This window comes from Limosilactobacillus difficilis (genome assembly GCF_947387495.1).
GTDB lineage: Bacteria > Bacillota > Bacilli > Lactobacillales > Lactobacillaceae > Limosilactobacillus > Limosilactobacillus difficilis.
In genome coordinates, this window is record NZ_CANDNU010000005.1 from 36,905 (window position 1) to 50,724 (window position 13,820).

11 protein-coding genes are annotated in these 13,820 nt (G+C 51.6%); all 11 read left to right on the plus strand.

Annotated features, from left to right (window positions below; all coding sequences use genetic code 11):
• Positions 1-27: 27 nt before the first annotated feature.
• The 11 genes from pgsA (at position 28) to QOR82_RS01865 (ending at position 13,820) form a co-directional block, all read left to right on the plus strand.
• Positions 28-615 carry a CDP-diacylglycerol--glycerol-3-phosphate 3-phosphatidyltransferase gene (gene pgsA / locus QOR82_RS01815; RefSeq protein ID WP_283583061.1) on the plus strand — a complete coding sequence of 196 codons (588 nt, stop codon included), beginning with the start codon at positions 28-30 and terminating at the stop codon, positions 613-615.
• 139 nt (positions 616-754) lie between these two features.
• Positions 755-1,999, plus strand: a complete 1,245-nt coding sequence (locus tag QOR82_RS01820) for a competence/damage-inducible protein A (RefSeq protein ID WP_283583062.1) — start codon at positions 755-757, stop codon at positions 1,997-1,999.
• Positions 2,000-2,078: 79 nt separating this feature from the next.
• Positions 2,079-3,155, plus strand: coding sequence for a recombinase RecA (gene recA / locus QOR82_RS01825; protein ID WP_283583063.1), 1,077 nt, complete (start codon positions 2,079-2,081; stop codon positions 3,153-3,155).
• A gap of 172 nt (positions 3,156-3,327) precedes the next feature.
• On the plus strand, positions 3,328-4,887 hold the full coding sequence (gene rny, locus QOR82_RS01830; RefSeq protein ID WP_283583064.1) for a ribonuclease Y: 1,560 nt from the start codon (positions 3,328-3,330) through the stop codon (positions 4,885-4,887).
• Positions 4,888-4,993: 106 nt separating this feature from the next.
• A complete protein-coding gene (mutS, locus tag QOR82_RS01835; RefSeq protein WP_283583093.1) occupies positions 4,994-7,642 on the plus strand; it encodes a DNA mismatch repair protein MutS in 2,649 nt (882 codons plus the stop codon).
• A gap of 10 nt (positions 7,643-7,652) precedes the next feature.
• Positions 7,653-9,698, plus strand: a complete 2,046-nt coding sequence (mutL, locus tag QOR82_RS01840) for a DNA mismatch repair endonuclease MutL (RefSeq protein WP_283583065.1) — start codon at positions 7,653-7,655, stop codon at positions 9,696-9,698.
• A gap of 56 nt (positions 9,699-9,754) precedes the next feature.
• A complete protein-coding gene (gene ruvA, locus QOR82_RS01845) occupies positions 9,755-10,354 on the plus strand; it encodes a Holliday junction branch migration protein RuvA (RefSeq protein WP_283583066.1) in 600 nt (199 codons plus the stop codon).
• Positions 10,355-10,372: 18 nt separating this feature from the next.
• Positions 10,373-11,392: a Holliday junction branch migration DNA helicase RuvB gene (gene ruvB / locus QOR82_RS01850; protein WP_283583067.1), complete on the plus strand. Its 1,020-nt coding sequence runs from the start codon at positions 10,373-10,375 to the stop codon at positions 11,390-11,392.
• Between the two features lie 14 nt (positions 11,393-11,406).
• Positions 11,407-12,237 (plus strand): tRNA-guanine transglycosylase, encoded by an 831-nt coding sequence (locus QOR82_RS01855; RefSeq protein ID WP_283583068.1) that lies wholly within the window; start codon positions 11,407-11,409, stop codon positions 12,235-12,237.
• Between the two features lie 108 nt (positions 12,238-12,345).
• On the plus strand, positions 12,346-12,753 hold the full coding sequence (gene yajC / locus QOR82_RS01860; protein WP_283583094.1) for a preprotein translocase subunit YajC: 408 nt from the start codon (positions 12,346-12,348) through the stop codon (positions 12,751-12,753).
• A 110-nt stretch (positions 12,754-12,863) separates the two neighbouring features.
• Positions 12,864-13,820 carry a DHH family phosphoesterase gene (locus QOR82_RS01865; protein WP_283583069.1) on the plus strand — a complete coding sequence of 319 codons (957 nt, stop codon included), beginning with the start codon at positions 12,864-12,866 and terminating at the stop codon, positions 13,818-13,820.

Sequence of the window (13,820 nt, forward strand, 5' to 3'; positions counted from 1 at the left end):
CGATAACTTTTAGAGGGGGAAAATACATTGAATTTACCTAATAAATTGACGGTGATGCGTCTGATTATCATCCCGTTTTTCCTGATCCTGATGGTGCTACCGATGGGGATCTGGGGCAGCGTGAGTTTTGGCGGCGCGACGATCCCAGCAACTGAATTATGGGCGACGATTCTTTTTATCATTGCCACACTCACCGATAACCTGGACGGCCGGATTGCCCGCAAGAACCACCTGGTTACCAACTTCGGCAAGTTTGCGGATCCACTGGCGGACAAAATTCTTGTAATGACGGCCTTCGTGGTCTTAACGGGAATCGGGACGGTACCGGCCTGGGTCACGGCTATCATTCTTTGGCGCGAACTGGCGGTAACCGGCCTGCGCTTATTGCTGGTTGAGCAGAGCGGGATTGTCCTGGCAGCCAAGATGCCGGGCAAGATTAAGACGACGACGCAGTTTATTGCGATTATTTTCTTATTGCTGCATAATGTTTTCTTTACGTTGATTCATGTGCCGTTTGGCGAGATCATGTTGTACATTTGCCTGTTCTTTACTATTTACTCTGGGGTCGACTACTTCTACCAGGGGCGCGATGTTTTCAAAGATGGTTTCAAATAAAATATGATTAGCTAGCTAAGTGGATCGTTAAGACTCTCAGCATTTCCTTTTCGGAGGCTGGGGGTCTTTATCCTTTTGACGCCAAAATGCGGTAAAATATGAACGAAGTGACGTAGCTATTAATAGGGAGTGATGAGTTGTGGATGCAGAAATTGTGACGATCGGAACCGAGATTGCTCTCGGTCAGATTACTAACACCAATGCGCAGTTTTTGGCTGACCAGTTGAGTCGGGTCGGCATCGAAATCCCTTGGCAGACGACGACTGATGATGAGCCGTCCCGGATTGTGGCGGCAACGCGCCACGCGTTAGGACGCAGCGACCTCGTTTTTGTTTGCGGGGGCTTAGGCCCCACAGCCGATGACACTACGATGGCGGCGGTCGCTAACGCCCTCGGTACCAGCTTGACTGTCAATGATGATCACTGGCAACAGATTAAGCAGTCATTAAAGCCGCGGTTTGCTGAGGTGCCAGCAGAAAATGTACGGCAGGCGATGTACTTAAAGGGTGGGCAGTGGCTGCCTAATCCAGTAGGCCTAGCCCTCGGTGCCTGGTATGAAGGCAAGCAGGGAGTAGTCGTCGTCTTGCCAGGACCGCCACGCGAATTTAAGGCGATGGTAACCCAGGAGCTAATGCCACGGCTGCAGCAGCACTTTGGGACGGGCAAGGCTATCTTTAGCCGGACCCTTCACTTCTTCGGCCGTCCAGAATCACCATTGATGGACGATTTGGCAACCATTACACCAAAGTGGCCGCAAGTAGTCGTTACCTCTTATGTTCAACCACTGGAGATTCAGGTTCGCCTGACGATTCACAACGTGGACCAAGCAACGGCCAAGCAGCAGCTCGATGGTTTGCAAGAAGCGATTGCTCGACTAGAACCTGAAGCCTTTTTCGGGGCAGGTGATGATATTAGCTTGGCGGGCGTCGTTGTTGATTTGCTGGAGCAGCGTCATTTGCATATCACGGCGGCCGAAAGTTTGACGGCCGGAATGTTCCAGAGTACGCTTTGCTCGATTCCGGGTGCCTCAACGGTCTTTGACGGGGGTTTTGTTACCTACGCAGCCGAGCAGAAGGAAAAGATGGTGGGTGTGCCTTCGTCGGTGGTTACCCAGCACGGAGTGGTCAGTGCCGAAACTGCCCAGGCGATGGCGGAAGGTTGTCAGAAACAGGTTGATTCTGATATCGGGGTCGGACTGACCGGAGTAGCCGGCCCAGAAGCCCTGGAGGATCAGCCGGCGGGCACCGTTTGGCTAGGCTTAGCCATCAAGGGCTGGCCAACTCAAACCAAGTTGCTCCATCTGCAAGCACATAACGGGCGGCAAAGTGTCCGTGAACAAGCTGCGCAGAGTGCTCTTATGATGGTCTATCAAGCATTGAAATAGAAGCGAACATTTGTTTGACAAAATCAGATGAAACAGATATCATAATTAGCAGAGATAAAAAACGTTAGGAGGAAGCGAATTGGCTGATCAACGAAAAGCGGCTCTTGATGCGGCCTTACGCAAGATTGAGAAAAATTTTGGTAAAGGCTCAATTATGCGGATGGGAGATTCTGCTGACACGCAGATTGCGAGCGTCTCGAGCGGTTCCTTAGCGATCGATGAAGCATTAGGGGTAGGAGGTTACCCTCGTGGCCGGATTATCGAAATCTACGGTCCCGAAAGTTCTGGGAAGACCACGGTGGCCCTGCATGCAGTGGCTGAAGTGCAACGTCAGGGCGGGACGGCAGCTTATATCGATGCTGAAAACGCCCTGGATCCCCAGTATGCCCAAGCACTGGGGGTAAATGTCAATGATTTGCTGCTCTCCCAGCCTGACACCGGTGAAGAAGGATTGGAAATTGCCGACGCCTTAATTGCTAGTGGGGCTGTTGACATCGTCGTCATTGACTCCGTTGCGGCTCTGGTTCCCCAAGCCGAAATTGAAGGAGAAATGGGTGACACCCACGTCGGTTTGCAAGCACGGTTGATGTCGCAGGCTCTGCGGAAGTTATCTGGTGAGATCAATAAGACGAAGACGATTGCCATCTTTATCAACCAGATTCGGGAAAAAGTTGGGGTGATGTTCGGCAATCCCGAGACGACCCCTGGTGGTCGGGCCCTCAAGTTCTATTCGACGATTCGAATGGAGGTTCGGCGTGGTGAACAGCTGAAGGAAGGCACCAATGTCATTGGTAACCGTGCGAAGATTAAGATCGTCAAAAATAAGGTAGCGCCGCCTTTCAAGCGGGCTGAAGTAGATATTATGTACGGTCAAGGGATTTCCAAGACGGGTGAACTTCTCGATATGGCGGTTGACAAAGACTTTGTCAAGAAGTCAGGTGCCTGGTACTCCTATGGCAAGGAACGGATTGGCCAGGGTCGGGAGAACGCTAAGAAATGGTTTGACCAGCACCCAGAGAGCTTTAATGAGTTGATGAATAAGGTGCGGGTTGCTTACGGGATGAAGCCAGATCCGACCATCGCCGCCGAAAGTGACGCCAAGAAGGAAAAGGATCCTAAGCAAGAAACCCTCGAAGAGGCCAGCAAAAACAACTAATGCCATTTGAGCGTGATGCCTAAGAAGCGGGCATGACGCTCTTTCTCGTTAGAGCGGCAATAATTGACACCACCTGTTGGGGAGGATAAAATAAAAAGGTGTGGCTTTTTGCCCACAGTAACTAGCAATTATCAACTAAGATGAAAAGATATGTTATATCGGAGGTGTCAAAATGACTTCTTTCGGCATTTTAGTTGCCGTTATTGCACTGTTGATCGGGGCCGTGGCTGGCTACTTTATCGCTTCCACGCTGATCAACCAGCGCTTAGCAGCAGCTCAAAATAGCGCCGAGGGGATCATTGCCAGCGCGAAAAAAGAAGCGGAAACCACGAAACGGGAAGCAAGAGTGGAAGCAAAGGATAATGCCCACCGCTACCGGGAAAAAGTGGAAAAAGAGTTGGAGAGCAGACAGAATGAAGTGCAAAAGCAAGAAGAACGCCTGCTTCAACGTGAAACCGCTCTGGATCGCAAGGATAATTCCCTGGAAAATCGTGAAAATGCTGCAACTGAACGCGAACATAAGCTGGATCAGCGTGATGACCAGCTGCGCAAGGACCGGCAGCACGTTAAAGAATTAGTCGCTCAGCGGCAGAGCGATTTGGAGAAGGTTGCCCAGTTGAGTCAGGATCAAGCCAAGGAAATGGTTGTCAACCAAGTCAAGAACCAGTTGGCCCAGGAACGGGCCGTGATGATTCGCGACAGTGAACAAGAAGCTGAGCTGACGGCGGACCGCAAGGCTAAGAACTTAATTGTCTCCGCCATCCAGCGGTCAGCAGCCGATGTAGTTTCCGAAGCAACTGTATCGGTTGTCAACCTGCCTAATGACGACATGAAAGGTCGGATCATCGGGCGTGAAGGGCGAAATATTCGAACCTTGGAGACACTCACCGGGATCGATCTGATTATTGATGATACTCCGCAGGCGGTAGTCCTCAGCGGCTTTGATCCGGTCCGGCGAGAAATTGCCAAGATGGCCCTGGAGAAACTGATTCAGGACGGCCGGATTCATCCGGCTCGCATTGAAGAAGCGGTCGAAAAAGCCCGCAAGGATATGGACGCTAAACTGCGTGAAGTCGGTGAACAAACGATTTTTGATCTTGGTATCCACTCGATGGCACCGGATTTGATCAAGACGGTTGGGCGGATGAAGTATCGGACCAGCTATGGCCAAAACGTCCTGCAGCACTCGATTGAAGTGGCCAAACTTGCCGGTATTATGGCTGCCGAACTTGGTGAAGACGTTAATCTGGCCAAGCGGGCCGGCCTGCTGCATGATATTGGCAAGGCAATCGACCACGAAGTTGACGGCTCCCACGTTGAACTGGGGGTTGAGTTGACGCGGAAGTTCAAAGAGAATCCTGTTGTCATTAACACGATCGCTTCTCACCATGGCGACGAGCCAGCTAAATCGGTGATTGCCGTCCTCGTTCAGGTAGCTGACGCTATTTCCGGCGCTCGGCCGGGGGCTCGCTCCGAGTCACTTGAGCAGTATATTCAACGACTTAAAAAACTCGAAGAAATTGCTAACCGACATCGCGGCGTCGACCACAGTTACGCAATCCAAGCCGGTCGCGAAGTGCGTGTTATCGTCAAGCCCAAGAAGGTTTCAGACCTGCAGGCAGTGACCCTTTCTCACGACTTAAAGAACGAAATTGAAAAAGAACTCGAATATCCTGGTCACATCAAAGTGACCGTTATCCGTGAGGTGCGGGCCGTCGACTACGCTAAGTAAGCGCGACGCCTGCAGTCAGGAGGTTGGAAAAAACGGTGTTTTCTCCAACCTCTGTTTTTTGATCAAATAGAACAAGCGGGGTATAAACGTGGCAAAACTAACACCAATGATGCAACAATATCAGCATGTCAAGGACCAGTATCCGGACGCGTTTCTTTTTTACCGAATTGGCGACTTTTATGAACTTTTCAACGATGATGCCATCAAAGGCTCGCAGCTATTAGAGTTGACCTTGACCCACCGTAGCAAGGCGACTGCTAATCCGGTACCGATGTGTGGGGTGCCCCACCATGCTGTTGAGTCTTATATCGACACCTTGATTGATAAGGGGTATAAAGTTGCCATTTGTGAGCAGATGGAAGACCCTCGTAAGGCCAAGGGAATGGTAAAGCGGGCAGTGACACGGCTGGTCACCCCTGGAACGCAAATGGATTTGACTGGGGATGCGGCGCGGAGTAACAACTATCTTGCCGCCTTGGTGCAGCGGGATGATGAGTTTGATCTGGCTTACACTGACCTTTCAACAGGTGAGCTCAAAACGACGACGGTCCAGGGACAGGACGCCGTGATGAATGAACTGATCAATCTGGAGTGCCGGGAACTGGTTGCTGATGATTCATTAGCGGATTCTGTGCGAACGGTTCTGACAAAGCGCAATGTTTTGTTGTCGCACCAAAACAGTCTTTCCAAGTCCAGCGAAATTGCCTATCTCACCCAGGATTTGGCTGATGAGCATTTGCAGCATGTCGTCGCCCTCTTGGTTTCTTATTTGCTGACGACGCAAAAACGTTCCCTGGACCACTTACAAAAAGCGGTGGCTTACCAGGTCAGTTCTTACATGAAACTGGATCACTACTCCAAGACCAATTTGGAGTTGATGACTAACATGCGCAGCGGCAAGCGCCGGGGCACCCTCGCGTGGCTGTTGGATGAAACCAAAACCGCGATGGGAAGCCGTCTTTTAAAACAGTGGCTAGACCGGCCGCTGATCAACGAAGGCCAGATCAATGAGCGCCTAGATAAGGTCGCGGTTCTGCTCGATCACTATTTTGAACGTAATAACATTCAGGAGGAACTGACTAAGGTTTATGACCTGGAACGCTTAGCTGGTCGGGTGGCTTACGGAAACGTCAACGGCCGTGATCTGATTCAGCTAAAGACTTCCCTGGAGCAGGTTCCGAAAATCAAGTACGTCCTGGAAACGCTGGACTCACCAGTATTTGCCGAACTTAACGAGCAGTTGGACCCACTGACTGACATCACTAATCTGATCGACAATGCGATTACCGAGGAGCCGCCGATTTCCGTTACCGAAGGTGGGGTGATCAAGGCCGGGTTTAATGACCAGCTTGACAAGTACCGCGATGCGATGAACAACGGCAAGGAATGGATTGCTGCCCTGCAAGAGAAAGAGCGGCAGGCAACGGGCATCAATAATCTGAAAATTGGCTACAACCATGTTTTTGGCTACTATATTGAAGTCACGAAAGCTAACCTTAGCAAAATTCCGGAAGATCGCTACGAGCGCAAGCAAACTCTGGTGAATGCGGAACGTTTTGCCACGCCAGAACTGAAGGAGAAGGAATCCCTTATCCTTGGTGCTGAAGAAAAATCAGTTGCTCTCGAGTATGATCTTTTTGTTCAGGTACGTAGCCAAATCAAGCAGGCTATTCAACGCTTGCAAAAACTCGCTCGGGCATTGTCCGAGCTGGACGTCTTGCAAAGTTTTGCGGTGGTCAGCGAAGAATATCATTTTGTGCGCCCAACCTTTTCCAAGAATCACAACTTGGCGATCAAAGACGGGCGGCACCCGGTTGTTGAAAAATTCATGGGTCACCAGGAATACGTGCCCAATGATGTGATGATGGATCCGCAAACCGATATTCTCTTGATCACCGGACCGAACATGTCCGGGAAAAGCACTTATATGCGGCAACTGGCCCTAACAGCAGTGATGGCCCAGATGGGCTGCTTTGTTCCCGCCAAAAAAGCTGTATTGCCGATCTTCGACCAGGTCTTTACGCGAATCGGTGCTGCTGATGACTTGATTTCGGGTGAAAGTACCTTCATGGTTGAGATGATGGAAGCAAACAACGCTTTGCAACACGCGACACCGAATAGCCTGATCCTCTTCGACGAAATTGGACGGGGCACTGCGACCTACGACGGGATGGCGTTGGCCCAAGCAATTATTGAGTACGTCCACAACCGTGTTCGCGCCAAGACGCTTTTTTCAACCCACTACCACGAGCTGACAACCCTTGACCAAAGTCTAAGACGATTGAAAAATATCCATGTTGGCGCGACCGAAGAAAACGGCGAACTGGTTTTTCTTCACAAAATTGAAGCTGGTCCAGCTGATAAGTCTTATGGGATTCACGTTGCGAAACTGGCCGGGATGCCGCAGAGCCTGCTGAAGCGGGCTGGGGTAATCCTGCAAGGACTAGAAAAACGTGGCGACGAGGATGCCGCACACGTTGGCACCAGTGGTCAAGCTGAGACCGTCCCAGCGGTGTCGTCAGCTTCGCAGTCTGCAGAGTCGCAAGCAACAAAACATCAGGCAGCCGTTAAATCGGCTTCCACCCTGGCTGCAGATTCGGACGGCCAGCTAGAATTATTCCAGCCGGCTCCGGCAAAGAAGACTGACAGCAAAGAAAAGAAGATCATTCAGCAGCTGCACAAGCTAGACTTGATGTCGATGACCCCGATGGAAGTTATGAATCAGATCTACAAGTGGCAACAAGCGTTAAAGTGAGGTGAAGAGCATGGGTAAAATTCATCAATTGGATGCCGTTTTAGCCGACCAAATCGCTGCTGGTGAAGTGATCGAGCGCCCGGCTTCGATCGTCAAGGAATTGGTGGAAAACTCGCTCGATGCGGGAAGTACGCGGATTGACGTTTTGGCCCAGGATGCCGGGATGACCAGTATTCGGGTGATCGATAACGGGTCAGGTATCGCCCATGATGACGTCCCCCTGGCTTTTCAACGCCACGCCACTAGCAAGATTGCTAGCGAGCGTGACCTTTTCAACGTGCAGACGATGGGTTTTCGTGGTGAGGCGCTGCCTAGTATTGCGTCTGTCGCTGATGTGACGATGACGACGGCGGTAGAGGGAGCCGCCGGGACGGCCTACCACATCAAAGGAGGCCAGGAACTCAGCGAGCAGCCGGCGAGTGCCCGTCGGGGGACTGATATCCTGGTCCGACAGCTGTTTTACAACACGCCGGCGCGCTTGAAATACATCAAATCGCCCCACACGGAGCTCAGTCGGATGGTCGACATTATCAACCGCCTGGCGCTGGCCAATCCCGGAGTCGCGATCAGCTTTAGCCATAACCAGCGGGAGCTCTTTCGTTCGGCGGGTAATGGCAATCTTCAACAAGTGATTGCGGCGATCTACGGAGTGAAGGCGGGACGGCAGATGCTTGCTATCCATGGTCAGGATGCCGATTTTAAGATCAGCGGCTATACCTCCCTGCCGGCGCTAAACCGGGCTTCACGACAATATATCACCCTGACCATTAACCACCGCTATGTTCGCAATTACGCCTTAACTAAGGCGGTGATTGCCGGCTATCGGTCGAAGTTGATGGTGGGACGTTACCCGATTGCTGTCATTGACGTTCATTTGGATCCCCTGTTGGTCGACGTCAACGTGCACCCTGCCAAGCGGGAAGTCCGGCTCAGTAAGGAGGAGCAGTTGACGAAGTTAGTGAGCCAAGCGGTCGATCAAGCGATCGCTGACGCAAACTTAATTCCCGACGTAGGTGACCGGGCAATTCAGATCCATGAACATCAGCGAGTCAATGAAACCCCGCTTGATATTCAGCCAGGACATTCTCAGGCAGTTCGCTACCCGACGGGGGTCAGTGCTCCAGAACAATCATCGGCACAGGTTTTTCGGCCAATTCAACCCAACGAGGAAGAGGCGGGGACTGCTAGCAACCCTGCCGCGGCTGACGCTGGCGACAGTTTTGTCAAGGAGCCGGTGGTGGTCCACAAAAAAGCCGAGCTGCACAGCCCTCAAATGGCCGCTTTTGACCAGCACTATCAAGAAGCAGTTGCGACCGGGCCCTTTGATGACGAACTTACTAAGACAACTCAACCGGCTGACGATCAGTCCCAGCCAAAAGCTGAGCAGCAGGAGTTGGCGATCGACGACCGTGGCGATAGTGCTCACCAGCGTTTTCCTCAACTGGTCTATCTGGGACAGTTGCAGGGGACTTTTTTGCTGGCCCAAGCCTCAGACGGACTCTACATTATCGACCAGCATGCCGCTCAGGAGCGGATTAATTTTGAAAAATTCCGTCGTGAATTGAGCCAGGTCAGTCCTGATCAGCAGCAATTTCTGACGCCGCTCGTTTTGACCTACTCGACAGCTGACGCACTCAAGATCATTGACCATCTTGATGTTTTGCGGCAGGTGGGGTTGGATCTGCAACAATTTGGCCAAAACAGTTTCATGTTAGCATCGCACCCGACTTGGTTTATTGAAGGGCAGGAAGAAGACACCGCCCGGGAAATGATCGACTGGGTACTAAAAGATGGTAAGCTGACAGTCGGACAATTTCGACTCAAGACGGCCGCGATGATGAGCTGCAAGCGGGCTATCAAGGCCAACCACCACTTGGACCGGCGTCAAGCGGAAGCTCTCCTGGTTAACCTGAGCCATTGTGAGAATCCCTACAATTGTCCCCATGGGCGGCCAGTGACGATTCACTTCACGGACACGGACCTTGAAAAGATGTTCAAACGGATTCAGGATCATCACGAGCCATTTGCTGATGAATTCGATGATCATGACTTTTAAAAGTCAGTTCAGGACATGTTAAAATATTGAAGATCAAAAGAAGGGCGGCAGAGAAAGTGTATGAATACCTAAGCGGGCTGGTAACAATCGTCCAGCCTAACTACATCGTGGTGGACGTCAACGGCGTGGGCTACCGGCTCCTCTGTGCGAACCCGTACCGTTACCATGTCGACTTGCACAAAACCGTGAAGGTCTTTGTTTACCAAGCGGTACGCGACGATGATATTTCGCTCTATGGTTTTGCCGACAGTGATGAAAAGGAGCTGTTTGTGCAGTTGTTGGGCGTGTCGGGAATCGGCCCCAAGAGCGCTCTGGCAATTCTCGCCAACCCTGATCATCAGGGCTTGGTCGATGCAATTGCTAATAATGACGTTTCCTACTTGACTAAATTTCCGGGGATCGGCAAGAAGACCGCCGGCCAGATCGTCCTGGACCTGCGCGAGCGAGTGCAAAAGATGCCGACGGGGCCTTTGCTGCGGTTGAATGACCAGTCGGTCGATGAAGACAATCCGGCTCTCGCCGATGCCTTAGCCGCCTTAAAGGCACTGGGCTACAAGGAGCGGGAGGTCAAGAAACTGGCCAAACGCTTGGCCCAAACGGATGCCAAGACGACGGACGATTACCTGCGGGCCGGTTTAAAATTGATCAGTCAATAGCTGTGAGGAGGGATTTTGATGGTAGATGATGATCAGCGGGCCTTGCTTTCTGGACAGGCCGAAAACAACCAGGAAGAGGAAGCTGAACTTCAGCTCCGCCCCCAAACACTCAACGAATATATCGGCCAGCAAAAGATTAAACACGAGTTGCAGATTTATATCAAGGCAGCGCGGGAACGTGAAGAAGCCTTGGATCACGTTTTGCTTTACGGTCCGCCGGGGCTTGGCAAGACGACGCTGGCGATGGTGATTGCTCACGAAATGCACGTCGGTATTAAAACAACAAGCGGACCGGCCATTGAAAAGGCGGGTGACCTGGTGGCACTGCTCAACGAGTTGCAGCCAGGCGACGTTCTCTTCATCGATGAAATTCATCGTTTGCCAAAGCCAGTTGAGGAAATGTTATATTCGGCGATGGAAGATTTTTACATTGATATTGTGGTCGGCGAGGGCCCGACAGCGCACCCCGTCCATTTTCCGTTGCCGCCGTTTACCTTGATCGGGGCGACGACACGGGCCGGGATGCTTTCGGCACCGTTGCGGGACCGTTTTGGTATCGTTGCCCACATGAATTACTACCAGACCAGCGAACTGGAGCAGATCATCTTTCGTTCCGCCAAAATTTTTAAAACCGCGATTAGCCAGGAAGGGGCCCACGAGCTGGCTCGTCGGTCGCGGGGAACGCCGCGAATTGCCAACCGCTTGCTGAAGCGGGTTCGCGACTTCGCCCAGGTGGCTGGCAAAGACACGATTGATCAGACCAGTGTCAGCCAGGCCCTGGAGCTGTTGCAAGTTGATGACCAAGGCTTAGACGACGTCGACCGGAAGCTCTTGCAGACGATGATTGATTATTACAATGGCGGTCCGGTCGGGCTCAAAACGATTGCGGCCAACATTGGTGAAGAGACGAACACGATTGAAGAAATGTACGAACCATATCTCTTGCAGATTGGCTACCTCAGTCGGACGCCACGTGGCCGTAAGGTAACACCAGCCGGGTACGCCCACCTGGGAATTGAATTTCCGAGTCAGCATTAACGGAGGAAGAGAGCATGAATCAGGGACAGATCTCGTTTACTATCAACCAAACATCTAACCGTACTCGGGCGCGGCGGGGAGTACTCATTACCCCTCATGGCACTTATCGCACGCCCTTGCTCGTGAAACCACTTAGCGCTGATTCTGATCAGGGGATGGCTTGGACGAGTGGTCTGAGGGTCAAGCTTGCTCACCACGAGCATGAGCTCAAACGAGCTGGGGGTCTTCCCGGCTTGCTCCACTGGCCGGGCAGCCTCATCGTTGCTAGCGGCAGTTCGGATGTTTTTAACAATGGCCATGCTTTTAAGCTGGACCAAAAGGGAATCCACTATGTCGGTGATGAAAAGGAGGCCTTTTTGTCACCGGAAGTGAGCGTGCGAGAGGCTGCGGTGAGTGGAGCTGATATCGCGATTGCTCTCAGTGACTGTCCGCCTTACTACTCATCCTATGATCACCTAAAAAAACACACGGAACAGAATAACCGTTGGATGAAACGGGCCGCTCAGGCTCATGACCGGCAGAACGTGGCATTGTTTGGCGTCATTGAAGGCGGGGGCCTGAAAGAATTGCGGCAGATCAGCATTGACTTCGTGACACAGCTGGGTTTTGCTGGTTATGTGATCGGTGGCTTGACCAGGGACGTTGCTTTGCCGGAGGCTTCGCGACTCATTCAAGAAGTGGTGCCGCGATTGCCGGCGGAGGCGCCACGCTTGTTGGAACGGGTTGGTGACGAAGAACTTTTGTCCGTGGCCATCAATAGTGGGGTTGATATTTTACTCGCCAGCCCTGACGCAGATTTGCGACGGCTGCAGCAACGCTTAAGCCAAATTAATGCTAATTTCTAAGCTGATCTGGGGATGATTGGTGCAGAAGCAAGCATTTTCTTGTATAATGTGGAGTGTTAATATTTTTAAGCGATGTGAAAGGATGAATAGAGATTGAATAGTTCTTCAATGTCAAGTATTATCTTGATCGTGCTGATGATCGCTTTCATGTACTTCTTCATGATTCGGCCACAGCAAAAGCAGCGGCGTGAACACCAGTCGATGATGAGTAGCCTCAAGAAGGGGGACCATGTCATTACGATCGGCCGTTTGCACGGTGATGTTTACGAACTGGACAAGCAGAACAATACCGTGACGCTCGATTGTGAAGGAATTTACCTCAAGTTTGACCTCGGGGCCATCATGCGGGTGGTTCCAGCTAGTCAGGAAACGAGCCAGGCTGCTGCTGATAAGAAACCGGCAGAAAAGAGTGCTGCTAGCAGTGAAACTGACAGCGCTGATGACCAAGCCAGCAGCAGTGCCGAATCAGCAGCTAGCGAACAGGCAGCTGATTCTGCTGAAGCAAGTGAAAAGTAGTTTCTTATAGACACAAAATTCAGACCCCTAGCTATAGTGCTAAGGGTCTTTTTTAAACGATTGCTAAAGATGGTATACTTAAGTGTTAACAAATTTTGAGGAGGGTTCTCATGGCCGTTTTAGAAGATATTATGAAAGCCATTAACAAATATAACCGGATCATCATCCACCGTCACCAACGGCCTGATCCGGACGCAATCGGTTCCCAAGTGGGTCTGGCCGAAATTTTAAGGGCTTCCTTCCCATATAAGGAAATTTTCGTCGTAGGCAAAGACATTGCTGATTTTGACTGGATTGGTGAAATGGACGAAATTGATTCCGGATTGTATGAAAATGCCCTCGTCATTGTCACCGACACGGCGAACAGTCCGCGCATTGATGACCGGCGCTTCAACCAGGGCGAAATGCTGGTTAAAATTGATCACCATCCTAATGATGATCCCTTTGGCGATGTTGTCTGGGTTGATGACCAGGCTGCTAGCTGTTCAGAGATGATCTACGCCTTTTATCAGCACTTCGCGGGCCAGCTCAAGCTGCCAAAGACGGCGGCCGACGCGCTCTATGCCGGAATTGTTGGGGACACCGGTCGCTTCCTCTACCCAGCAACGACGCCCAAGACGATGCTAGTCGCTGGGGCCCTGATGGCTGCTGGTGCTGATGCCAGCGCGATCAGTCGTCGCGAAGACGTAATTACGATGCCACTAGCGAAGTTGTCGGCCTTTGTTTACCAAAATTTGAAATTGACCAGTCACCAGGCCGCTTACGTGGTTCTCAGTGCTGACGTGTTAAAAAAGTTCGGTTTGACGGAGGCTGGAACTTCAGCGGTCGTCCCGTTGCCTGGCAAGATCGATGTTGTCAGTGCCTGGGTTATCTTTGTGCAACAAGATGATGGTCATTATCGGGTTCGGCTACGCTCGAAAGGGCCAGCTATTAACGGCTTAGCAAAGAATCACCGTGGTGGCGGTCACCCGATGGCCAGTGGAGCCAAGGCTGCCGATGAAGCTGAGATGAAGCAGATTATCCAGGAATTGGATCAGTTATGCCAGCAGTGGCAAGAAAAGGAATAG